This window comes from Nocardia asteroides (assembly GCF_021183625.1).
In the GTDB taxonomy this organism is placed as follows: domain Bacteria; phylum Actinomycetota; class Actinomycetes; order Mycobacteriales; family Mycobacteriaceae; genus Nocardia; species Nocardia asteroides_A.
This window is the reverse complement of the sequence record NZ_CP089214.1, coordinates 2,115,342-2,138,303: the sequence shown is the minus strand read 5'-3', so window position 1 is coordinate 2,138,303 and position 22,962 is coordinate 2,115,342. Positions and strand designations below refer to the sequence as shown.

22 protein-coding genes are annotated in these 22,962 nt (G+C 72.5%); 14 read left to right on the top strand and 8 right to left on the bottom strand.

Annotation, left to right across the window (positions count from 1 at the left end; all coding sequences use genetic code 11):
• Positions 1–94 precede the first annotated feature (94 nt).
• The 4 genes from LTT61_RS10345 (at position 95) to LTT61_RS10330 (ending at position 3,283) form a co-directional block, all read left to right on the top strand.
• Positions 95–688 (top strand): TetR family transcriptional regulator, encoded by a 594-nt coding sequence (locus LTT61_RS10345; RefSeq protein ID WP_233019722.1) that lies wholly within the window; start codon positions 95–97, stop codon positions 686–688.
• Positions 689–783: 95 nt separating this feature from the next.
• Positions 784–1,770 (top strand): TauD/TfdA dioxygenase family protein, encoded by a 987-nt coding sequence (locus LTT61_RS10340; RefSeq protein WP_233019721.1) that lies wholly within the window; start codon positions 784–786, stop codon positions 1,768–1,770.
• A 34-nt stretch (positions 1,771–1,804) separates the two neighbouring features.
• The gene (locus LTT61_RS10335; protein WP_420094762.1) at positions 1,805–2,788 is read left to right on the top strand and encodes a glycine betaine ABC transporter substrate-binding protein; all 984 of its coding nucleotides are present in this window, start codon (positions 1,805–1,807) and stop codon (positions 2,786–2,788) included.
• A gap of 45 nt (positions 2,789–2,833) precedes the next feature.
• On the top strand, positions 2,834–3,283 hold the full coding sequence (locus tag LTT61_RS10330) for an SRPBCC family protein (protein WP_233019720.1): 450 nt from the start codon (positions 2,834–2,836) through the stop codon (positions 3,281–3,283).
• A gap of 78 nt (positions 3,284–3,361) precedes the next feature.
• Here the strand turns inward: LTT61_RS10330 and LTT61_RS10325 are convergent, their stop codons facing one another.
• Positions 3,362–4,276: a serine hydrolase gene (locus LTT61_RS10325; RefSeq protein WP_233019719.1), complete on the bottom strand. Its 915-nt coding sequence runs from the start codon at positions 4,274–4,276 to the stop codon at positions 3,362–3,364.
• Positions 4,273–5,145, bottom strand: coding sequence for a LysR family transcriptional regulator (locus tag LTT61_RS10320; RefSeq protein WP_269821870.1), 873 nt, complete (start codon positions 5,143–5,145; stop codon positions 4,273–4,275). The genes LTT61_RS10325 and LTT61_RS10320 overlap by 4 nt, the downstream gene beginning before the upstream one ends.
• Positions 5,146–5,313: 168 nt before the next feature.
• On the opposite strand from LTT61_RS10320, the gene bla reads away from it, so the two are divergent.
• From bla to LTT61_RS10305, 3 genes are all read left to right on the top strand, one after another.
• Positions 5,314–6,372: a class A beta-lactamase gene (gene bla, locus LTT61_RS10315; protein ID WP_233019717.1), complete on the top strand. Its 1,059-nt coding sequence runs from the start codon at positions 5,314–5,316 to the stop codon at positions 6,370–6,372.
• A gap of 79 nt (positions 6,373–6,451) precedes the next feature.
• Positions 6,452–7,324, top strand: coding sequence for a TIGR03619 family F420-dependent LLM class oxidoreductase (locus LTT61_RS10310; RefSeq protein WP_233019716.1), 873 nt, complete (start codon positions 6,452–6,454; stop codon positions 7,322–7,324).
• Between the two features lie 440 nt (positions 7,325–7,764).
• A complete protein-coding gene (locus LTT61_RS10305; RefSeq protein ID WP_233019715.1) occupies positions 7,765–8,208 on the top strand; it encodes a DUF4254 domain-containing protein in 444 nt (147 codons plus the stop codon).
• A gap of 11 nt (positions 8,209–8,219) precedes the next feature.
• Here LTT61_RS10305 and LTT61_RS10300 read toward each other — a convergent pair whose 3' ends face one another.
• From LTT61_RS10300 to LTT61_RS10275, 6 genes are all read right to left on the bottom strand, one after another.
• Positions 8,220–9,302 (bottom strand): NAD(P)/FAD-dependent oxidoreductase, encoded by a 1,083-nt coding sequence (locus tag LTT61_RS10300; protein ID WP_233019714.1) that lies wholly within the window; start codon positions 9,300–9,302, stop codon positions 8,220–8,222.
• Between the two features lie 58 nt (positions 9,303–9,360).
• Positions 9,361–10,743, bottom strand: coding sequence for a hypothetical protein (locus LTT61_RS10295; RefSeq protein ID WP_233019713.1), 1,383 nt, complete (start codon positions 10,741–10,743; stop codon positions 9,361–9,363).
• 104 nt (positions 10,744–10,847) lie between these two features.
• Complete coding sequence (locus LTT61_RS10290; RefSeq protein ID WP_233019712.1) at positions 10,848–11,618, bottom strand: SDR family NAD(P)-dependent oxidoreductase; 771 nt, start codon at positions 11,616–11,618, stop codon at positions 10,848–10,850.
• A gap of 67 nt (positions 11,619–11,685) precedes the next feature.
• Positions 11,686–12,180, bottom strand: a complete 495-nt coding sequence (locus LTT61_RS10285) for a DUF4254 domain-containing protein (RefSeq protein ID WP_233019711.1) — start codon at positions 12,178–12,180, stop codon at positions 11,686–11,688.
• Positions 12,181–12,289: 109 nt separating this feature from the next.
• Positions 12,290–12,907: a hypothetical protein gene (locus LTT61_RS10280; protein ID WP_233019710.1), complete on the bottom strand. Its 618-nt coding sequence runs from the start codon at positions 12,905–12,907 to the stop codon at positions 12,290–12,292.
• Positions 12,908–13,026: 119 nt separating this feature from the next.
• Positions 13,027–13,266 (bottom strand): hypothetical protein, encoded by a 240-nt coding sequence (locus tag LTT61_RS10275; protein WP_233019709.1) that lies wholly within the window; start codon positions 13,264–13,266, stop codon positions 13,027–13,029.
• A gap of 593 nt (positions 13,267–13,859) precedes the next feature.
• Here LTT61_RS10275 and LTT61_RS10270 point away from each other — a divergent pair.
• The 7 genes from LTT61_RS10270 to LTT61_RS10240 all read left to right on the top strand — a co-directional run bounded on the left by LTT61_RS10270 (position 13,860) and on the right by LTT61_RS10240 (position 22,900).
• Complete coding sequence (locus LTT61_RS10270; RefSeq protein WP_233019708.1) at positions 13,860–15,002, top strand: alkane 1-monooxygenase; 1,143 nt, start codon at positions 13,860–13,862, stop codon at positions 15,000–15,002.
• Positions 14,989–16,035 (top strand): hypothetical protein, encoded by a 1,047-nt coding sequence (locus LTT61_RS10265; protein ID WP_233019707.1) that lies wholly within the window; start codon positions 14,989–14,991, stop codon positions 16,033–16,035. Before LTT61_RS10270 ends, LTT61_RS10265 begins: the two co-directional genes overlap by 14 nt.
• Positions 16,036–16,269: 234 nt before the next feature.
• A complete protein-coding gene (locus tag LTT61_RS10260; RefSeq protein ID WP_233019706.1) occupies positions 16,270–16,755 on the top strand; it encodes a hypothetical protein in 486 nt (161 codons plus the stop codon).
• 26 nt (positions 16,756–16,781) lie between these two features.
• The gene (locus LTT61_RS10255; protein ID WP_233019705.1) at positions 16,782–17,519 is read left to right on the top strand and encodes an ABC transporter ATP-binding protein; all 738 of its coding nucleotides are present in this window, start codon (positions 16,782–16,784) and stop codon (positions 17,517–17,519) included.
• On the top strand, positions 17,516–18,301 hold the full coding sequence (locus LTT61_RS10250) for an ABC transporter permease (protein ID WP_233019704.1): 786 nt from the start codon (positions 17,516–17,518) through the stop codon (positions 18,299–18,301). Before LTT61_RS10255 ends, LTT61_RS10250 begins: the two co-directional genes overlap by 4 nt.
• A gap of 10 nt (positions 18,302–18,311) precedes the next feature.
• The gene (locus tag LTT61_RS10245) at positions 18,312–21,164 is read left to right on the top strand and encodes an ABC transporter ATP-binding protein/permease (RefSeq protein ID WP_233019703.1); all 2,853 of its coding nucleotides are present in this window, start codon (positions 18,312–18,314) and stop codon (positions 21,162–21,164) included.
• Positions 21,161–22,900: an ABC transporter ATP-binding protein gene (locus LTT61_RS10240; protein WP_233019702.1), complete on the top strand. Its 1,740-nt coding sequence runs from the start codon at positions 21,161–21,163 to the stop codon at positions 22,898–22,900. Before LTT61_RS10245 ends, LTT61_RS10240 begins: the two co-directional genes overlap by 4 nt.
• Positions 22,901–22,962 lie beyond the last annotated feature (62 nt).

Sequence of the window (22,962 nt, the reverse complement as noted above, 5' to 3'; positions counted from 1 at the left end):
ACCACTTCCTGAAACCTGTTCCAGTTTGTGGCAGCGTAGCTCGGAGACGGCGATTGGTAACACGGTTACCAGGTAACGAAGTTACCGTAAGGGTGTGGCGAGAGGGCAGGACACCGAGGCGCAGCGGCAGATCGTCGCGGTGGTGCTGGAGTTGTTGCAGACGGAGGGCTTCGACGCGGTCCAGCTGCGGGTCGTCGCCAAGCGCGCGCACGTCTCGCTGACCACCGTCTACAAGCTCTTCGCCACCAGGGACGAGTTGATCGTGCGCGCCATCAAGGACTGGATGGCGGACGAGGCCTACGCCGAGCTGGAGCCCGCGCCGCCCGGCGAGGCCACCCGCGACTCGCTCATGCGGGTGCTGCGCTGTGTCTTCGAGCCCTGGGAGCGGCAGCCCCGGATGCTGGAGGCGTACCACTACGCCAGGCAGGGGCCGTGCGGGCAGCTCCTCGACGAGCAGGGGCTGACCGTGCTCGTCCCGTGGGTCGCCGACGCCATCCAGAACCTGGACCCCGATTACCTCGAGGACCTCGTGGTGATCCTCGGCAACGTGGTGCTCTCGCTGATCGGGGGGTTCGCCACCGGCACGGTCGAGATCTCCACCATCCTGCCGACGCTGGAGCGCGTGGTGTACCGGCTCACCGCCGACAACGCGGCCGAGGCCGCGGGGAGACCAGCACCCGCCGGATAGCGTGATTCGCGCACGGTGATCGCAACCGTTCCGCGGGCTCGGCGGCGCCCCTAGATTCCTGGGGATCGCTAGATGTCGAGTTCGAGGAGGATCCGATGACGGCCGTGGCGCCCCTTCCCCGCGCAGCGCTGACCCGCGACGACCTGCCGGTACTCGATATCCGCAAGGTCGGTGGCGCGCTCGGCGCCGAGGTGCGGGGGCTGACGCTCGGCGCCCAGCTCGACGATGCCACCGCCACCGCGATCCAGGTGGCGCTCGCCGAGCACCAGGTGCTCTTCTTCCGTGACCAGCACCACCTGGACCGGGAATCGCAGTGGGAGGCCGCCGCCAGGCTCGGCACCCCGACCGAGCCGCACCCGACCGTGAAGTCGCGCGGCGCGCTGCTGCTGGAGCTGGAGGGCGCCGCCAACGCCTGGCACTCCGACGTCACCTTCGTGGACCGGGTGCCGAAGGCGTCGCTGCTGCGCGCGGTCACCCTGCCGCCGTACGGCGGCACCACGGTCTGGGCCTCGACCACCGCCGCCTACGACGCGCTGCCCGCCCCGCTCCAGGTGCTGGCCGAGGAGCTCTGGGCGCTGCACACCAACCGCTACGACTACGCCGAGCACGGCCGCGAGAGCAACTACGGCGAGAACGCCTACTACCAGGAGTTCACCGCCGAGCGGTTCGAGACCAGGCACCCGGTGGTCCGGATCCACCCGGAGACCGGCCGCAAGTCGCTGGTGCTCGGCCAGTTCGTGAAGCACCTGCTCGACGTCTCGCCGCGCGACTCGCGCGCCCTGCTCGACCTGCTGCAGCACCGGGTCATCCGGCTGGAGAACACGGTCCGCTGGGACTGGCGCAACGGCGACGTCGCGCTCTGGGACAACCGCGCCACCCAGCACTACGGCGTCGCCGACTTCGGCGAGCACCGCCGCCGGCTGCACCGGGTGACGCTGGCGGGCGACATCCCGGTCGACGTCCGCGGCAGGCGGAGCACGACGGTCGCGGGCGACCCGGACAACTACTCGCCGGTGGTCGCCGCGCCGCTGCTGCCCGGTGTCGGTGCGTCGTCCCGTCCGGAGCCGGCCGGTCTCCGTTAGGCTCGGAGGCCGTTCCGGATCGGAGGGCAGCACCGTGCGCCGACGCAGGATTCTCGCGCCGCTGGCCGGCGTACTCGCCGCTGTGGTCGCCGTCTGCACCGGTTGCGGCCTGCAGTCCGGCTCCACCCTTCCCTTCGAGGTCGGCCCGGCGAGCATCGCCACCGACGAGGGGCTGGACGGCGTCGAGCTCACGGTCGGCTCCAAGGAGTTCACCGAGCAGGTCATCCTCGGCTACATCCTGGCGTTCTCGCTGCAGGCGGCCGGCGCCGACGTGCGCGACCTGACCGCGATCGTCGGCTCGCGCAGCACCAGGGACGCGCAGATCACCGGGCAGGTCGACCTCACCTACGAGTACACCGGCAACGGCTGGATCAACTACCTCGGCCACGAGAACCCGCTCAAGGACCCGCGGGAGCAGTTCGTCGCGGTGCGCGACGAGGACATCGCGGAGAACGGGATGGACTGGGTCGCGCTCGCGCCGATGGACAACACCTATGCCCTCGCGGCCTCCCGCGGGGTGATCGAGCGCACCGGCGTGACCACGCTCTCGCAGTACGCCGAGCTGGCGAAGCGCGATCCGGCGGCCGCGCGCACCTGCGTGGACACCGAGTTCAACGTGCGCAGGGACGGCTACCCCGGCATGGCCGCCGCCTACGGCTTCGACCCGAACTCGGTGCAGCGCCCGGTGCTGCAGACCGGCATCATCTACAACTCCACCGCGGCGGGCACCGACTGCCCGTTCGGCGAGGTCTACACCACCGACGGCCGGGTCAAGGGGCTGGATCTGGTGGTGCTCACCGACGACCTCGGCTTCTTCCCGCACTACAACCCGGCGGTCACGCTCCCGGTCGAGCTGGCCGCGAAGTACCCGCAGATCGAGCGGATCATGACGCCGGTCTCCGACGCGCTCACCAACGACGAGATCACCGAGCTGAACCGCCGGGTCGACGTGGTCGGCGAGGACCCGGCCGACGTGGCCAGGGACTGGCTGCGGGACCGGGGATTCGTCGCCGCGTGAGCCGAATGGTTGCCGGCCGCCGCGACCGGTGATTGCATCGGGGCCGTGACCGAGACCCGTATCGTCCGAGCCTCCCGTGAGATCGCCGCGCCCGCGGCCGAGGTATTCGAACTCATCGCCGACCCGGCCGCCCAGCCGAGCTGGGACGGCAACGACAATCTGGCCGAATCCGCGCCCGGGCACCGGGTCCGCGCGGTGGGCGAGGTGTTCAGCACCACCCTCACCGCGGGCGCGGTGCGGGAGAACCACGTGGTGGAGTTCGAGGAGGGCAGGCTGATCGCCTGGAAGCCCGCCGAGCCGGGCACGGACCCGATCGGGCACCTGTGGCGCTGGGAACTCGCCCCCGCGGGCGAAGACCGCACCACCGTGACGCACACCTACGACTGGACGAACCTGCACGACGAGAAGCGCGAGGTGCGCGCCCGCGCCACCACCGCCGACAAGCTCACCGCCTCGATCGACCGGCTCGCCACGCTCGCCGAGAAGCGGGCGTAGCCGGAGCACTACGCCCCGGTTCAGGATTCCGGCCGGATGGCCCCCAGCCAGCCGCTGCACGGGGCGACTGGCGCGCTGTCACGGCTCGGGCAGTGGCTTGCGGAGCGCCGTGACGGCGATCCGGGCGGCCTCCGCGATGGCGGCGTCGACGACCGGGAGCACCGGCTCGGCCCGCGCCGCGCGGGTGAAGACCGCGACCGCGACCGGGTGCTCGCCGGGGAACTCGACCACCGCCGCCTCGTTGCGGATGGTGCCGATGGTCCCGGTCTTGCCCGCCACCGCGACCCCGCGGTGCGGGAAGGCGGCGGCGATCCGGTGCGGCCACACCTGCTTGCGCATGATCCGCTGCACGAACGCCGTCTGCTCGGGGGAGAGCACCGCGCCCGCCCAGACCGCGCGCAGCAGCCGCGTCGTCTCCTCGGGGGTGGTGGCGCTGGTGAAGGCCGGGTCGTAGGCGGAGACCGACCACGCCTCGTCCAGGTCGGCGAGCGCGGCGAAGGCTTCCGCGGTGCTGTGCGTGTCGGTGTCGCAGACCAGAGCGCGGTGCAGGTCGGCGGTGCCGCCGACGATCCTGGTCGCGGTGAGGCCGAGCTCGTCCAGCAGGTCGTGCAGCGCGCCGATCCCGACCTCGCCGAGCAACACGTCGGCGGCGGCGTTGTCGGAGACGGTCATCATCGAGGTGGCGAGGTCGCGGCGGCTCAGCGTCACCGGGTCGTGCAGGGCGGCGAGGCCGGTCGGGCCGGTGGTGCACTCCGCCGGGTCGACGGTGAGCCGTTCGGCCGGGTCGAGCCTGCCCTCGTCCACCGCGCGGCAGAAGGCGAGGACCAGCGGCAGTTTGTAGACCGAGGCCGTGACCACTCGCTCGGTGCCGCGCACGGTGACCTCGGTGCCGGAGCCGTCGCAGCGGCGGGCGTGCAGCCAGCCGGTGCACCCGGCGTCCGCGAAGACCGCGCGAACGCGCTGCGCGGCGACCGCGCGGGGGTGGTCGCTCACCGCAGGCGCTCGCGGAAGAGGACGGCGTCGAGTGCGGCTGCCGCTTCCTCGGCGCCGGGGCGGTGGATCACGCGGACCCGCAGCGCGGTCGCGTCGGGTGCGAGCCGCAGCCAGGCCACGCCCGGCGTCTCGGCCTGCGGCAGCGCGCTGAAGCCGAAGCCCGCTCCGGCCGCGACGGCGGCGAGCAGCGCGCGGTCGTCGTCGGCGGTGTGCAGCGGGACATCGAGCCCGCGTTCGCGGAGCAGGTCGCGGGCGGCGTCGTGCGCGGGCGGGTTGCCTGCCCGCGCGGTGGTGAGGAACGGCAGCCCGGCCAGCATGGCGAAGCCGGGGCGCTCGGCGGATGCGCTGCGGTGGTCGCGCGGGACCGCGACGGCGCGCGGCAGCTTCACCACCGGGCCCGCGACCACGCCGTCCACCAGCGCCGGGTGTTCGAGCACGGCGGCATCGCAGGCGCCGGAGCGGACCTGGGCCACCAGGTCGACGGTGCTGCCGGTCACGGTCGCCACCGACGGCGCCGCCGGTGCCGCACGCAGCGCCGCCACGCAGGCGGTGACCAGGGCGGCGGGCAGCGCCGGGATCGCGCCCCAGCGCACGCTGCCCCTGGTCCGCGCGATCCGCGCGGCCTCGGCGCGGAGCAGTTCGGCGTCGTCGACCAGCAGCCGGGCGCGCGGGAGCAGTCCGGTGCCCGCCGTGGTGAGCACCGCGCCGCGCGGTGTGCGGCGGATCAGCTCGACCCCGAGGTGCCGCTCCAGCCTGCGCAGCCCCTGGGAGAGCGGCGGCTGCGTCATGTCCAGCGCGGCGGCGGCGCGGCCGAAGTGCCCCTCGTCCGCGACCGCGACGAAGAACCGGAGGTGGCGGAGCAGGTCCATGCCCTGCATTGAAGCAGCGGTACTCCGGGCGGCCCGGCCGCCGGGACCCGCGGTGCGGTGCGTAGCGGCCGGATCGGCGGCGTCGACCTGCGGTGATATCCAGCCCGACCGGCTCGCGCCGGCCCAGCGTATTGGTCAGCACCCTTTGTCCGATGCTTCGCTGACCCGGTGACCGACTCTCGCCTCGTTCTCGCCGTGCCGTGTGATCCCGCTTCCGGCTGCCCCGACACCGGCACCGGCCCCGTTTTCGCCGTGCCGGGTGATCCCGCTTCCGGCCACACTCCGGTGCCGCGCTCGGCGGCGGCCATTCGCCCTTCGCATCGCCCGAGCCGCCGTGGCTTCCTGGCCACCGTCCTCGCCGCGGGCGCGCTCGCCGCCTGCGGCACCGAACCGCGGGCCTCGACCCCAGCGGCCCCGGCCACGACCCCGGCGAACCCGGCGCTGGACAGCGCATTCGCCGCGATCCAGGACCGGCACGCCGTGCGCCTCGCGGTGTACGCCCGCTACCGCGACCGCACCGTCACGCACCGCGCGGGCGAACCGATCGCCCTGTGCTCCACCTTCAAGGTCTACGCCGCCGCGGCGATCCTGCGGCTGGAGTCCGAGGGCGCGCTGCGCCTGGACGACACCGTCCCGGTGCGCCCCGACGACATCGTGGTGAACTCCCCGATCACCCAGGCCGCGCAGGGCACCGAACTCAGCTACGCGCAGCTCTGCGCGGCCGCGCTCACCCGCAGCGACAACACCGCGGGCAACCTCCTGCTGCGCCGGATCGGCGGCCCCGCCGCGCTCACCGCCTTCGCCCGCACGGTCGGCGACCGCGCCACGAACCTCGAGCGCTGGGAGCCCGACCTGAACCTGGCCGAGCGCGGCACGCTCGCCGACACCACCACCGCCGAGGCCCTGGCCACCGGCTACGACGCCCTGCTGCTCGGCAGCGCCCTCCTCGAGGCGCAGCGCCGGACCCTGACCGACTGGATGGCCGCGAGCACCACCTCCGCCCGCCGGATCCGCGCCGCCCTCCCACCGGGCTGGACCGCCGCCGACAAGACCGGCGGCGGCAACTACGGCACGGTCAACGACGCGGGCGTGCTGTGGTCCCCGGACGGCACCCCGCTGCTGCTGGTGCTGCTCACCGACAGCACCACCGGCAACCCGGCCGCCACCCCCGCCGACGCCGCGCTGGCCGAGGCCACCGCCGCCGTCGTCACCGCGCTCACCGCGTGAGTTCGTCGCGCGAATCGAGGACGCCCCGTAGTCCCCGATGATCGAATGGGGGCGACGCCGATCGAAACGGAGGCCGACGATGCGGTTCACCTACGCGGAGACGATGACCGACCCGTCCTACTACGTCCCGCTGGCGCGGGCCGCGGAGGCCGCCGGGTACACCTCGATGGCGATCGCCGACAGCATCGCCTACCCCCGCGATTCCGACGCGACCTATCCGTACACCCCGGACGGCAGCCGGGAGTTCCTGGAGGACAAGCCGTTCGTCGAGACCTTCGTCCTGGCCGGCGCGCTGGCCGCGGCGACGACGACGCTGCGCTTCACCCCGTTCGTGCTCAAACTGCCGATCCGCCCGCCGGTGCTGGTGGCCAAGCAGGCGGCGTCGGTGGCGGCGCTGAGCGGCAACCGGCTCGGCCTCGGCGTGGGAATCAGCCCGTGGCCGGACGACTTCGAGCTCCTCGACGTCCCGTTCGAGAGGCGCGGCGCCCGGATGGACGAGTGCCTCGACATCCTGCGCGGCCTCACCGCGGGCGGCTACTTCGAATTCCACGGCGAGTTCTACGATCTGCCGCCGATCAAGATCTCGCCGGTGCCGACCGAGCCCGTCCCGCTGCTGATCGGCGGGCACAGCCGCCCGGCGCTGCGCCGCGCCGCCCAGCGCGGCGACGGCTGGATGCACGCGGGCGGCGACCCGGACGAACTCGACCGCCTGCTGCTCGAACTCGACGCGCTGCGCACCGAATACGGCGCGAGCGAGGACTTCGAGATCCACGTCATCGCGCTGGACGGCTTCACCGTCGACGGCGTGCGCCGGCTCGCGGACAAGGGCGTCACCGACGTGATCGTCGGGTTCCGGAATCCGTACACCCGGGAGCCGGACACCGAGAGCCTGGACGCCAAGATCGCGAGCCTGTCCCGGTTCGCGGAGCGGGTCATCGCGCACACCGGCTGAGCCGCGCGCCGGAATCCGGCTGCCGGACAGAACGATCGGGCAGATTTCAATTCTCGCGCGTTGCCAGGGTGCGCGTTGCCCGCAGCATTGCCGCATTGATCGATCCGGCCCCGCGCGAGTCGATTTCGCGCCGCACGGTCGTGTCGGGACCGGGTGTCGACAGCTCCTTGCCGACGCGACGGTGTTACCAGCACGGAATGCTCGTGCACGTGGGAACGCTCCGCGGAGGGTATGTTGCACGCACCCGGACCGCCGTGCCCGGGCCAGGAGACACGCCGGGATGTGCTGCACATGTGTGCATTTGCAATGTTGCGTTCTTGCATCGGTGAGAGCATGATCCGTGTCACCCGACGGGTGACCGAGGCGACCGGGACGAAGGAACGAGAGCCGATCATGGGCCAGCGCGCAGCAGTGGTGACGGGTGAGCGCGGGGTGCTCCGGTGAGCGCTCCCACGATCGGCGGGCTGCCGACCGCCCCGCAGTTGTTGTCCGCCTTCCAAGGCCGCCGGATGAGCGAGCACGAGCCCTTCCGCTCCGCGCACGCCCTGGCCGGCCTGCACGAACGCCGCCTCGAGCTGGGCGACCCCGGCGAGATCGCCGAGCTGGACGCCCGCCGCGCCGCGCTGGTCGAGCTGATCGACGAGTGGATCGCCAGGGAGGCGCCCGAGCATCGGGACGGGGCCGCGCTGCACACCGAGACGCTCGGCGCGGTGGTGGATCGGATGGCGCGCAGCTGGGTCGCCGCGAACCGGGCGATCGACTCCGAGGGCGCGCGCAGCGACAAGACCCATAAACACTGGTACCACCTCGCCGAGCTGGTCGACGGGTACACCGATCTGGTCACCGACGTGGCGGGCGGGCGCCGGAGATTGCCCGGCCAGTAGGTGGGCCGGTTTCAGAGGCCGAGCCGGTCCGCCGCCTGCTCCGCGACGGCGGGGGCGAAGAGCGTGGCGTCCGGTCCGGCGCTGTCCAGCACCAGGATTCGCCCGCTCGGCGCGAGCCACGGGGCGCGCTCGACGGCGCAGGCGAGCTCGGCCCAGCGGCCGCGCACGGTGAGCTCGGTGTCCAGCCATTCCCCTGTGACGGCGAGCAGGTGCTCCGCCGCAGGCTCGGCCAGCTCGGCGGGGAACGGCTCGCGCTCGCCGGTCGCGCCGAGCGTGAGACCGCCGTCCAGCCGCGGCACCGCGAGCACGTGCATGCCGTACTCGGCGGCGGCCGCGGTCTGCGCCTGCTCCGCGGCCAGCCGCGCGACCGGCTCCGCCGGGTAGCCGGGGCGGTGCCGGAACTGGTCGCCGTCGGCGAGGATCGCGTCCGGCCGCCGCTCCAGCGGGCCGGTGCGCAGCCGCTGGGCGCGCAGCAGCGGCACCGGTCCGGCGCCGGTGAACTCCCCGGCGAGCGCGGCCCGCCCCGGGCTCGGGCAGAGCAGCGCGACGTCGGCGGCGAGCGTGGAGCCGTCGTCGGCCCGGATCAGCACCCCCGCCGCGGTCTCGGCGATGGCTCGGGCCGAGCAGCCGCGCGCGGTGCAGCGCCCGGTCCCGGCCAGGTGCGCGCGGAGCGCGGGAACCGCCTGGTGCGGGGTGAGCACGGCGTCCGCGACGCAGTGCAGCCCGGCCAGCAGCGGCCCGCGCAGCGCCGGTTCCAGCGCGCGGGCCCGCTCCGGCTCCAGCAGCGTGAACCCCCGCGCGGTGTCCATGGCCGCCGCCTCGGCGACCGCCAGCTCGGCCCGCGTCCGCGCCACCGTGATCGACCCGCTCACCCGGAACCCGACACCGGGCACCCGGCCGCCGATCTCCCGCCACAGCGATAGCGCGTGTGCCGCGCGCTCCAGGTCGGCCGCGGCCACCGAGCCCGCGCGCAGCGCGCCGGAGCCCGCGAGCGGCGCCCCGTCGTCCAGCTGCGTCACGGTGTGCCCGCGCAGCACCGCGGTCCACGCGTGCACCGCCGCGGGCACCCCGCCGCCGATGATCGCCACTCGCACGAGCAGCCATTCTGCGCGGTCACCGGTACGCGCGGGTGGCGGGGGGATGAACGGCCGGTCAGCGCGTCCGTTCCGCCGCGCGTTCGCGCTGGGTCGGGCTGAGCGCGCCGGGCCGGTAGAAGCGGTCGTAGAACTCGGTGTCGACGTGGCTCGCCTGGTAGGCGAGCACCGTGCGGAAGGGGCCGCTGCCCCCCGGAATCCGGCCGTACCTGCGGTGCAGGTACTCGCAGCAGGCGATGGTGGCAGCGATGGCACGGTCGGAGTACGGCCCGATGCCGGACTGCACCGCGCCCCCGTCCCGGAACCCGTTCGCCCCGCTGCCGTCCCGGAAGCTGCCGTGCGCGGCGCCGTACTTGACGTCGATGAAGGCCAGCACCGCCTCCGCCATGGACGGGTAGGCGGGCGGGCAGTACGGCTGGATGAGCGGCTCGCCCGCGCGGTGCAGCCCGACCGCGGTCGGGACCGGGATGTCCCGCCCGGTGAGCTTGAGCATCGCGGTCATCAGCGGATCGCCGCCGATGGTGCGGGAGAACGGAATCGGCTGCATGTCGAAGCCGAGCGCCTCGAACCAGCCGTAGGGGTGCGCGGCGAAGTGCGGGAATCCGCCGAGCCCGAGCGCCTGCGACATCAGCCCCAGGTTCTGCAGCATGGCGCCCTGCTCCACCGCGGCGAACTCGTACAGCCAGCTCTCGATCATGCTGACGGTGCCGACCCGGCCCGCGGCGAGGTCGTCGTTCAGGTGGCCGCCTTTGGAGCGAGCGAACTTGCCGAGCCCGGCGGGGGCGAATCGGTTGCGGTCGTCCACCAGGAAGTAGGACATGTCGTCGCCGAAGGCGGTGAGCATGAGATTGATTGCCAGCGCGGTCAATTCGGCGACCGGGACGAAGTAGGTCGTGCCGGGGACATTGGTCGAGTAGTTGTTGAACGGCGGGGTGAACGGCACTTCGCGGGGCAGCTCCGGCCGACTGTCCGCGATCCGCACCCGCATCCGCTCGTAGAGCGGCACCAGCTCGCCCGCCCTGGCGAGCTCGATCAGCTGGGGGAGCTCGGTGCGCTCCAGCTCCTGCGGGCGGCGCACCAGCCAGGCGCCGTCGTCATCGATCACGATCAGCGAAACGCTGTGCACGGAGTCGCCGCTCGCGACGGTGCGGCCGACGAACTGCATCATGATGTTGCCGGAACCCGATGTGCCGTAGGGCAACTCGCCGAGCGAGTTGCCGGTGATGCCGCAGGCGGCGAAGGCGAGCGCGGCCTGCTCCGCCAGGGTCAGCGGCCGCGGCGGAGCGGTGCTCGGGTGCGCGAGCGGGCCGGTGCCGAGCGTCATGCCCGGGGCGAACCGGCGGGACCGCCGCCACAGCAGCGCGTCCATCAGGGGGTATTCCCGCAGCCGGGCAGCCACGTCCAGGTCGGGATGGTCGTACGACGACATTCGATCGATCACTCTGCGCCTCCTCGGTTATTGGAAACCGTAGAGTCTTTTTGGACGCGGAATGTTAACGGAGAGATACTTTTTCGGTACAGCGGGCTGTCATCTCCGGGCCAGGATCAGCGTGCGACGGTGCCGCCGTCCACCAGCAGGCTCTGGCCGGTGATGAAGCTGCCCGCGTCCGAGCAGAGCAGTAGCGCGGCGCCGACCAGCTCGTCCGGGCGCGCGATCCGGCGCAGCAGCGGCACCTTCGCCATCGCCTCGACGAACTCCGGCGGGTTCTTGCGCACCATGTCGGTGTCGACCGCGCCGGGCACGATGGCGTTCACCCGGATGCCGTCGGCGGCGTACTCGGCCGCCATCGAGCGGGTGAAGGAGAGCAGCGCGGCCTTGGCCGCCGCGTACATCGAGAGCCCCGGCGCGAACTGCAGCGCGGCCACCGAGCCGAGGTTCAGCACCGCGGCGTGCTCGCTGGCGCGCAGCTGCGGCAGCGCGGCCTGCACCAGGAAGAGCGGGCCGTAGACATTCACCCCGAACGACTTCCGTACCGCCTCCGGCTGCATCGTGGCCAACGGCTGGGCCAGCGCGTTGGCGGCGTTGTTCACCACGATGTCGATGCCGCCGAAGGTCAGCTCGGCCGTCTCGACCAGGGTGTGCAGCGCGTCGAGCTCGCCGAGGTGGGTGGGAACGCCGATGGCGTCGGCGCCGAGTTCACGCAGCCGGGCGGCGGCCTGCTCGCAGGCTTCCGGCTTCCGGCTCGCTACCACGACGCGCGCGCCCGCGCAGGCGAACCCCTCGGCGAGCGCGAGCCCGATGCCCCTGGTCCCCCCGGTGACGACGGCGGTCCGCCCGCTCAGATCGAACAACTGCCGGAAGGACGCCTCGTCCACGGACAACACCTCTCGCCACGCGGGCACCGCTGCCCGTCCCAGCCAGTTGTATCACCCGGTTTGCGGGTCAGCGATCGGCCTCCGGAGCGGGCAGCCTGCGCTGGCCCCGCATCACCTCGACGATCAGGTCCTGATAGGCGACGAAGAGCTCGGCGACCTGGGTCCAGGCGGCGTGCACCTTCGGGTCGGCGGCGTCGTGGCCGGCCATGACGCGCTGGAAGCGGGCGTAGGCGCGGGCGATGCGGTCGACCACCGAGCCGACGGTCTCGGTGTGCAGCCGGGCGCCGTTGCGGTGCTGCGGCACGTGCCCGACGGTCCAGACGTCGATGGCGTGCATGAGGTCGGTGCGATGCGCGGCCAGCCCGTCGGCCCAGATGTCCTGCTGCTGGTGCAGGGCGAGCAGATCGACGCACCAGCGGGCGATCGGATGCTCGGCGCAGCGGCTGCCGCTCAGGGCCGAGAGCAGCTCGGTCATCGGGAAGAGCGGCTCGATGTCCTCGAACCGTCCGAATCGCTCGTCGTGGCCTGTGCCTCGAACCTGGATCACGCGCGGCACTGCCATGACTACTCCGGTGTGACTCTGCCCCCCGGCGGGTTACAGACAGTAGCCTACCACTACGGAAATGGCATTCTCAAAGAGCGTGAATCACGTTCCGTTCACGGTCTACGGATCAACGGTTCAGCGGTATCGCCGCCGGATACGGCCCCGCGGGCCCGAGGTCGGTGGCGATGGGCGGGTGCACGGTGACCCCGCTGCGGAAATCCTCCACCGGCCCGGCGGCCACGCCGAGCCCGGCCGCCACCATGGCCCTGGTCTTGAAGGCCAGTGCGGCCTGGCTGGGCCGGTACTCGACCGGGCTGAGCAGCTTCGCGCTCGCGGGCGGGGCGTACTCGCCCCACACCACCACCTCGAGCCCGCGGTCGAGCAGCGCGAGGTGCAGCCCCTCGCTCGCCCGCGGCTCGCGCAGACAGATCCCCGACGCCATGGCGATGGCGTGCGGGGTGCGGCCGCGGCCGCCGGTGGCGAGCGCGTGGTCGAGGCTCGCGAGTTCGGCGCCGAGAATGCGCAGCGGGGTGTCGTCGGCGGCGCCGGGGACCAGGACGGTGACCTCCCACCCCGCCGTGCGGCGGTCGAAGAGCCACCCGCCCGCGTGCTGCACCGCGTCGGCCACGCTCAGCGCGATGACGTCGAGGCGGTACTTCTCCAGGCCCCAGTCCCACAGCGTCCGGGTCGACAGGGGGATGCGGCGCATGGGCTGCACGCTGCCACCGGGGGCCGGACCGCCCATCGCATCTCCATCGTCGGCACTCCGCTCTCCGGGGCCGCCGGGGCTGATCGGCGACGGAAAGCTTCCTCACCATACGGTCAGGGCGATGCTGTGACAAGGGTCACAAGGGCCTCGGCCGGTCAGGCCCGGCGCTGCGTCGGCTCCGGGTCGGCGAGCTCCGGGGTCCACCAGGTGTCGGTGCCCTCCGCCAGGAACTCGGGGGTGCGGGCCCAGGCGGCGACGGCGTCCGCGGCGCGCAGCACCACGTCGGAGGTGGCCGCCACGGGGGCGGGTACCCGGTGCGCGTTCGGGGTCCGCCGGGGCAGCGGTGGCCGCGGGTCGCGGAACTCGTCATGATCGAAAGGCGGATTGCGATGCACGATGCTCCCGATGGGGTCGGCGAGTCGTCGGAGACTCGGTGCGGAATCGTTCCGCTCCGGATTGCGTACGCGCGTAACTTCCGGAACATCGCCCACGATAGAACACGATGCGGGTGCACTGTGCCGTCGATTTGCCCCGCTGCTCAGGGGAATTGCCTGCCGACGAGATTTGGGTCATGCCGCCGCCGGTGTCGCTATGGGTGTGTGCGGTGCTCGGTGGTGATCGATGGGCATCGGCCGAGCTCCCGGCGATGAGCGGTCCCAGTGTGCGCCCGGGTGTCGGGGCAGTCCGAATAAGTCAATCAGTGGTCGGGTAGCTGCATCGAACGTGCACCGTCGAGTGGGGATTGATGTGTCCCGCCAGATCGACCGGAACTTGTAACGCCGGTAATCGTGCTTCGAGCTGGCGTGACCCCGCCGCGCTCGCCCGGACGGCGAATCGCGGGAACCGTCCGCACGGGCGACGGAAACCTTAGGGTCGTCGCGGTCGGCCCGGATGCGCACAACGACGTGGGCACGTCGTTCGGGCCGGCCGTCCCTGCTGTCGTTCGAGTGGACGGTGCCGTCGCTCCAGGATCTGTCGAGGTGCCGCCGTGACCCGTACGGGTGTTGATCCGAAGCGGCCCCTGTGGGTTCTCGGGTTGATCGCTCCCGCATCGGCGCTGTTGCCGTCGCAGCTGGTGTTGCAGACGGGGTGGGCGGTGTTCTGGTGGATCGGGCCGTTCATCGTGCTGGTGGCGATTCCGGTGTTGGATTGGCTGGTCGGGGAGGACGGGTCGAATCCGCGTGACGAGGACTATGAGCGGTTGTCGGCGGATCGGTATTACCGGTGGTGTACGTATCTGTTCCTGCCGATCCAGATGGTGGGGTTGTTGATCGCCTGCTGGATGTGGGCTGGTTCGGAGTTGAGCGTGCTCGACAAGTTCGGGCTCGCCACGACTCTCGGTTTGGTCTCCGGTATCGGGATCAATGCCGCGCACGAGCTGGGGCATCGGGTCGAGCATCTGGAGCGGTGGCTGGCCAAGATCGCGCTGGCGCAGTCGGGGTACGGGCATTTCTTCGTCGAGCACAACCGGGGCCATCACGTGCGGGTCGCGACGCCGGAGGATCCGGCGAGTGCCCGGTTGGGGGAGTCGCTGTACGCGTTCCTGCCGCGCTCTGTCTCGGGTGGTTTCCGGTCGGCGATCCGGATCGAGCGGGAGCGGCTGGCGCGGCGGGGTGTGGGTTGGTGGTCGCCGCGGAACCATGTTTTGCAGGCGTGGTCGATGACGGTGGTGTTGTTCGGTGGTCTGGTGGTGGCGTTCGGGTGGGGGGTGTTGCCGTGGTTGCTGTTGCAGGCGGTGATCGGTGCGGCGTTGTTGGAGACGGTGAATTATGTGGAGCATTACGGGTTGTTGCGGGAGCGGCGTCCGGATGGTCGGTGGGCGCGGTGTTCGCCGCGGGATTCGTGGAACAGTGATCGTCTGGTGACGAATATTTTCTTGTTCCATCTGCAGCGGCACAGTGATCATCATGCGAATCCGGGGCGGCGGTATCAGACGTTGCGGACTTCGGAGGTGGCGCCGCAGTTGCCTGCGGGGTATGCGTCGATGATCGTGTTCGCGGCGTTCCCGCCGTTGTGGCGGCGGGTCATGGACCAGCGGGTCCTTGCTCATTACGGCGGCGACATCACCAGGACCAACCTGCGCCCCGGCGCCCGGATCCGGCTCGCGGAGCCCGCCGATGCTGTGGCGTGACGTCCGAGGCGTCTTCGAGGCGCGCGTGGGGGAGCGGGTGGTGCGCGGCTGGGCGCCGACCGTCGAGGACATGGCGACCCTGCTGCGCCGCTACGGCGCCACCGCCACCACCGGCCCCGTCGTCTCCCTCGCCCCCGCGCCCGCCGACCTCGACCACGTGCGCGCCGGGCACCTCGACCAGGACCCCGGCTGGCCCCGGCTGCTGCGCGCCGCCGCCGACCGCCCGCAGCGCGACACGCTGCGCGCCGGGCTCGGGCAGCTCCGCGACCGGATCCCGGCGGGCGAACCCGAGCTCAGGGACTGGCTGTACGCCAGCATCGCGGAGGTGGACGCGGCGGCGCCGCTGGTGGAGCGGCTCGCGGTCTTCGACGGCACCCCGCCGGTGCCCTACGTCCCCGCCGACGGCCCGCGGGCAGGCGCGCAGAGCCTGGACTGGGTCGACCCGCGCACCGTGCTCGCCGTCCCCGGCCGCGCCCGCGCGCTGACCGACGACGACCGCTGGTCACTCGCGGGCTTCTGCCGCACCCTGCGCGTCGCGGAGACCGAGCCCGAACTCCGCTCCTGGATGGACGATTTCCTGCTCGGCGGCGGCGCCAGGCCGATCCGGCTGGTGCGGGTCGAGGGCCCGGCAGGCCCGGTCTACGAGCTGCGCGGCGACGGCGCCCGCCGCCTGCAGTTCGCCCGCGCCTTCGGGCTGCCGGTGCTCGCGCTGGTGCGGGCCGCGCAGCTGCCGCGGCCGTTGATCCCCGAAAGCACCTCGGCGACAACCGGTTTCGATCGGTGGGGGGAGCTCTGGCGCGGGCTGCGCAGGCACCGCATGCTCGACGTCACCGAGGACGCCGGGCACGCGACGCCGCGCTGGAATCCGACCCGGCTCGCCGCCGACTGGCTGCTGCTGCCCCCGGCCGCCGCCACCGCCGCGGGCCGCGCCTACGACCGGCTGCACCCGGGCGCCCTCGCCGCGGCCACCGGGCTTCCCGCCGCGGTCCTCCTCGACGCCGACCGCTGGGCCGGCGTCCTGCTGGCCGACTGACCACCGCTTGCCGGATGGATGCCGCCACTCGGCGTTCGCACCCGAACCGAACCCGCCACCACGCACTTTCACCCGTACCCCGGAGTGCTGGGCAAGCGCTGGGCACCTTTACTCCGGCTTGACCGACTCAAAACTTAGGTTTGACTTACCAAACTTTCCGCGGTTATCGTTGGCAACGTTCGGCGGCTGCGTGTGGCACCGCCTCTCCCTCTCGGGACCGTCGGAAGGTGTGTCATGGTCAAGTCGATCAAGGCCAGTGTCGTCCTATTTGCCGCAATTGTGGTGAGTCTCCTGCTGGCCGCGGCGCCGGCGAGCGCGGATGTCTCGATCCGCGACGCCAAGGCGGGCGATCTGTACGTGCGTGCGGAGCAGCCGAGCCTGGATCAACTGGAGCGTGCGTTCGCGGCCTTCTGGAATCCGAACATCGGCATCGACCCCAAGGTCGAGGTGAGCTACAACGGCCCCGGCGCGCGCGCCGAGCTGGAGAAGGTCATGCAGTACAGCCGGACCATGGACTTCTTCTCGCTGCAGGGCCGCGCTATCGGCCCGGTGCAGACCGACGGCAACACCCTCTCGGTCACCGTGCACGGCCTGATGGCGGGCATCCCGGCGCAGACAACCACCTACCACTTCATCCGGGACGCCGGGCTCTGGAAGTTCGACTGGAAGCGGATCTGCCAGCAGCTCCAGTGCGCGGGCAACCCGAGCTTCGGCTACTGAGCCGCTAGCGAGCGCGGGGCCGCGACATGATCAGCGTCGAGGGCGTCACCAGGAAGTTCGGTGACCGGGTTGCCGTCGGGGAGGTGAGCTTCACCGCCGAGGACGGGGCGATCACCTACCTGCTCGGGCCGAACGGCGCCGGGAAGACCACGGTCATGCGGATGATCGCCGGCCTGGTCCGCCCGGACGCCGGGCGGATCCGGATCGACGGGAAGGGGCTGCCGGAGCTGGCGAGCACGCTCGGCACCATCGGCTTCGCCCTCGGCGCCTTCGCGCGCAACCCGCGGCACACCGCCGAGCAGCACCTGCGCTGGCAGGCCGCGCTCGGCGGGCTCCGGCGCGCCGATGTCGGCGCGCTGCTGGAGCGGGTCGGGCTCGGCCCGGCCGCGAAACGTCCGGTGGGCCGGTTCTCCTACGGCATGCTGCAGCGGCTCGGTATCGCCGCGGCGCTGCTCGGCGAGCCGGGCACCATCGTGCTGGACGAGCCCGCCAACGGCCTCGACGTCGAGGGAACGCTGTGGCTGCGCGAGCTGCTCACCGGGCTCGCGGCCGACGGCACCTGCCTGCTCGTCGCCTCGCACGACCTCACCGAGGTGGCGATCACCGGCACCAGGATCGTGGTCATGGGCGCAGGCGCGGTGCTCTGGGACGCGAGCCGGGACGAGACCGTCGCCCGCGGCTCCGGAGAGCGCCCGCTGGAGGCCGCCTACCTGGAGATCACCAGGGGCAGCGTGGAGTACGCGGCGAGCGGAGCGCGGCCGTGACCCTCCTGATGAACGCGGTGCGCAGCGAGTTCGCCAAGCTCTCCCGGCGCAGCCCGCTCTGGTACACGGTGCTCCCGCTCGCCGTGCTGATCCCCACCCTGCTCAACTTCGGCATCGCAAAAGCCGTGGAGTCCAACCAGCTCAACGGCGGCGGTGGCATGGACACCGACAACGCCGCCTACTGGATCCTGGTCTTCTCCACCTTCATCCTCATGGTCGGCGCGGTCTCCGCGCTGGCCGGTGAGTTCAAGGACGACACCGCGCAGATCGTCTTCCGGATCCAGCCGCGGCGCTGGCTGCTCCCGGTGGCGAAGCTGGTGGTGTACGGGCTGATCGGCGCGGTCACCGCCGCGCTCACCACGCTGATCATGCTCGGCGGGTTCCCGCTGCTGTTCCCGGAGATCTGGGGGCGGGTCGACATCCTCTCCGCCGACGGCATCCGGCTCTGGCTCGGCATCCCGTTCTTCACGGTGCTGGTCTGCGCGCTCGGGCTCGGGCTCGCCGCGCTGCTGCCGAAGCCGGGGCTGGTGGTGATGATCGTGCTGCTCTGGAAGTTCGGGGTGGAAACCTTCGTCACCTTCGTGCCCGGCGACCTCGGGATCACGCTGCAGCAGCTCTCGCCGTTCAAGAACGGGGAGCTCGGGGTCGGGCAGATGGCCACCTTCGACAGCGCCTTCGGCGGGCAGAACGGCTCGCTGCTCTACTTCGCCGCCATCTGCGTCGCGATCTTCGCCGCCGGGACCGTGCGGCTCACCCGCGCCGACGTGCAGAACGACCAGTAAAGGAAACGGCATGGCTCGCAGAGGTTTCCAGGGTGCGGTGCTCCGCGGCTTCGGCGTGGTTTACCACACCGCGACGGTGCTCGGCACCGAGCAGACCACCCCGCGGCTGCTCCGCGTCTGGCTGACCGCGCCCACGCTCTTCGCCGAGATCAGCGTGGAGCCGACCGCCTGGCTGCGGTTCTGGTTCCCGGATCCGGCGGGGTCGGAGAGCGAGTTCCAGCGCGGGTACACGATCGCCGAGGCGGAGCCCGAGACCGGGCGCTTCGCGGTCGATTTCGTGCTGCACGAGCCTGCCGGGCCCGCGTCCGCCTGGGCGATGCGGGTGACCGGGGGCGAGACCATCGAGGTCACCTCGTTCGGCTCCAAGAACTTCAGCGTCGGCGACGACCTGCCCGCCGGGTATCTGCTGGTCGGCGACTCGGCCTCGATTCCGGCGATCAACACCATCCTGGCCGCGGTACCGCCGCAGGTCGCCGTCGAGGTGTACCTGGAGCGGCACCACGACGACGACCTGCTCATCCCGCTCACCCCGCACCCGCTGGCCCGGGTGCACTGGGTGCCGCGCAGCTCGGAGTCGGCGCTCGCCGAGGCGCTGGAGACCCGTGACTGGGCGGACTGGTACTGCTGGGCCGGGCCGGAATCGGCCTCGCTCAAGCACGTCCGGAGCCGGCTCAAGGAGTTCGGTTTCCCCAAGACCGACATCTACGCCCAGGCGTACTGGGTGCACGGCCGGGCCATGGGCAAGGAGCGGGACGCCGCCGAGCGGGACGCCGAGCGGGCGGGTGCCGCGCCCGCCGCGGACGCGGCCCCCCGTACCGTGCGCACGACGGCCGCCGGCGCTGCCGGGACCGCCGCTGCCGCTGCTGCCGGGTCCGCCGCTGCCGCTGCTGCCGGGTCCGCCGCTGCCGCTGCTGCCGGGTCCGCCGCTGCCGCTGCTGCCGGGTCCGCTACCGCCGGGTCCGCTACCGCCGGGTCCGCTACCGCCGGGACCGCTACCGCCGGGACCGCTACCGCCGGGACCGATGTCGCCGCGACCGTGACCGCTGCCGCGAACGGCGGGAACGCCGCCGCCGCGTCGACGGCGGCCGTGCCGGGCACCGTCTCCGGTGCGGCGCCCGCGCCGCCCACCCCCGGACGCTGGCGTTCGCAGGCCGGTAGCAGGCTGTTCGCCGAGATCCGGCCCAAGCTGATCGTCGCGGGCGTGCTGCAGGTGGTGCTGACCCTGCTCCAGCTCGCCCCCTACGTGCTGCTGGTCGAACTGGCCAGGAACCTGCTGGCAGGCAGCGGCTCCGGCACGCTGTGGTCGCTCGGCCTCTGGGCGCTCGCCCTGTTCGGCGCGGGCACCCTGCTGGAGTCGGCGCTGCAACTCTGGCTGCACGCGGTCGACGCCCGCTTCGGCCGCGACCTGCGCGCCCGGCTGCTCGGCACGCTCGCGCGGCTCCCGCTCGGCTGGTTCACCGCGCGCAGCTCGGGCCAGGTGAGCAAGCTGGTCACCGGGAGCACGCTGTCGCTGCACTACCTGGTGACGCACGCCGTCACCGACGCCGTCGCCGCGGTGGTCGCCCCGCTGGCGGTGCTCGGCTACCTGTTCTGGGTGGACTGGCGGCTCGGGCTGATCCTGCTGATCCCGGTGCTCGGCGCCGTGCTCACCATGCTGACCATGATGGCCCAGTCCGGGCCGAAGATCGTGCAGTCGCAGCGCTGGGCCGAGCGGATGAACGCCGAGGCCACCTCGTACCTGGACGGCCAGCCGGTGATCCGGGTCTTCGGCGGCGCCGCGGCCTCCCCGTTCCGGCGCAGCCTGGATGGCTACATCGCCTTCCTGGACGGCTGGCAGCGCCCGTTCGTCGGCAAGAAGTCGCTGATGGACCTGATCACCCGCCCGGTCACCTTCCTCTGGCTGATCGCCGTCGCGGGCACCGCGCTGATCACCACCGACCGGCTGGACCCGGTCGACCTGCTCCCCTTCCTCTTCCTCGGCACCACCTTCGGCTCCCGGCTGCTGAGCATCGGCTACGGCCTCTCCGGGCTGCGCGAGGGCAACCTCGCCGCGCGCGACATCCAGATCACGCTCGACGAACCCGCGCTCGAGGTGCGCGCGGGCGGCACCGAGCGGCCGGAGCCGGCGGGCCGGGTGGTCTTCGACGACGTGACCTTCGGCTACCGGGCAGGCGTTCCCGTGGTCGAGAATGTCTCGCTCACGCTGGAGCCGGGCACCGTGACCGCGCTCGTCGGCCCGTCGGGCGCGGGCAAGTCGACGCTGGCCGCGCTGCTCGCCCGCTTCCACGACCTCGGGTCCGGCGAGATCCGGGTCGGCGGCCGGGATATCGCCTGCCTCACCCCGGAGGAGCTGTACACCCGGGTCGGCTTCGTCTTCCAGGACGCCCAGCTGGTGCACGGGACGGTTCGGGAGAACATCGCGCTCGCGGTGCCCGACGCCGACGCCGCCGCGGTCGAACAGGCCGCCCGCGACGCCCAGCTGCACGACCGGATCCTGCGGCTGCCGCAGGGGTACGACACCGTGCTCGGCGCGGACACCGCGCTCTCCGGCGGCGAACGGCAGCGGCTCACCATCGCGCGGGCGTTGCTCGCCGACACCCCGGTGCTGATCCTGGACGAGGCCACCGCCTTCGCCGACCCGGAGTCGGAGTACCTGGTGCAGCGGGCGCTGGACCGGCTCGCCGCCGGGCGCACCGTGCTGGTGATCGCGCACCGGCTGCGCACCGTCACCGAGGCCGACCGGATCGTCGTGCTTGACGGCGGCCGGATCGCCGAGAGCGGGACGCACCCCGAACTGCTCGCCACCGACGGCCGCTACGCCCGGCTCTGGAATGCCGCCGAGACCAAGGAGTTCGCGCGATGATCGGCACCGTTCTCGCCCTCGTCCCGGCCGCACGGCGCAGGCTCTTCGCCGGCTACCTGACGCTGACCGTCGTCTCCACGCTGCTCCGCGCGGTCGCGGTGGTGCTGATCGTGCCGCTGGTCACCGCGCTCTTCGGCGCCGATCCGGCGGCGGCGTGGCCCTGGGTCGGCGCGCTGACCGGCGCGGTCGTGGCCGGTTGGATCGTGGACTCGGTCGCCTCCCGGGTCGGCTTCGACCTCGGCTTCGGCATTCTCGATTCGGCGCAGCGCACCGTCTCCGCGCAGGTGGCGCGGATTCCGCTGCGCTGGTTCGACGCGGAGAACTCGGCGATCACCCGCCGGGCCATCGCGGCCACCGGGCCGGAGCTGGTCGGCATGGTCGGCTACCTGATGACCCCGGTCATCCAGGGGCTGCTGCTGCCGATCGCGATCGGGCTCGCGCTGCTGCCGATCGCCTGGCAACTGGGGGTCGTCGCGCTGCTCGCGGTGGTGCTGCTGCTCGGCGCGCTGGCGGCGACGCTGCGGCTCACCCGCACCGCCGACAGGGTCGCCACCGACACGAACAGCGCGCTCACCGCACGCATCCTGGAATTCGCCCGCACCCAGGCGGCGCTGCGCGCGGCCGGGCGGGTGGCGCCTGCGCGCAGCGAGACCGGCGCGGCGCTGGACGCGCAGCACGGCGCGACCGTCCGGCTGCTGCTGCTCAGCATTCCCGGGCAGGTGCTCTTCGGGCTGGCGAGCCAGCTGGCGCTGCTCGCGCTGGCGGGCACCACCGCCTGGCTCGCGGTGCGCGGCAGCATCGGCGTGCCGGAGGCCATCGCGCTGATCGTCGTCGTTGTCCGGTTCCTGGAGCCGTTCGCCGCCATCGGCGACCTCTCCGGCGCGCTGGAGAGCGCGCGGAACACGCTGCGCGACATCAGGACCGTCACCGCCGCGCCGGGCCCGGCGTCCGGTGCGACCGAGCCGCCCGCCGCGGCCGCCGGTGCCCCCGTCGAGCTGCGCGACGTGCACTTCGGCTACGGCGCCGACCGGGTGCTCGCCGGACTGGATATCGAGTTCGGCGCGGGCGAGGTCACCGCGATCGTCGGGCCGTCCGGCGCGGGCAAGAGCACGATCCTCGCGCTGGTCGCGGGGCTGGAGGCGCCGGACGCGGGCACCGTGCTGGTCGGCGGCGCCGATCTCGGTGCGCTCGACCCGGCGGCCAGGCCCGCGGCGGCCGCCGTCGTCTTCCAGCAGCCGTACCTCTTCGCCGGGACCATCAGGGAGAACGTGCTCGCAGGCGACCCCGGCGCGGACGGGGAGCGGCTCGCCACCGCGCTCCGGCTGGCCAGGGTCGACGAGTTCGCGGAGCGGCTGCCGGACGGCCTCGACACCGTGGTCGGCGAGGCGGGCACGGCGCTCTCCGGCGGTGAGCGGCAGCGGGTCTCGATCGCGCGGGCACTGCTCAAGCCCTCCGCCGTGCTCGCGGTGGACGAGGGAACCAGCGCGCTGGACGCGGAGAACGAGGCGGCGGTGGTCGCCGCCGTCACCAACGACCCGCAGCGCCGGACCCGCATCGTGGTGACGCACCGGCTCAGCACGATCGCCGGCGCCGACCGGGTGCTCTTCGTCGAGGACGGCCGGGTGGTCGAGGACGGCACCGTGCAGGAGCTGCTCGCCGCCTCCGGCCGGTTCGCCGATTTCTGGTGGCAGCAGAACGACGCGGCCGGCTGGCGGATATCCGCCGGTGTCGGCTGACGCGCACAACCGAAAAAGACTGTCGAACGGGCCGGAAACGGCACGGTATATCTGCGCGCCCG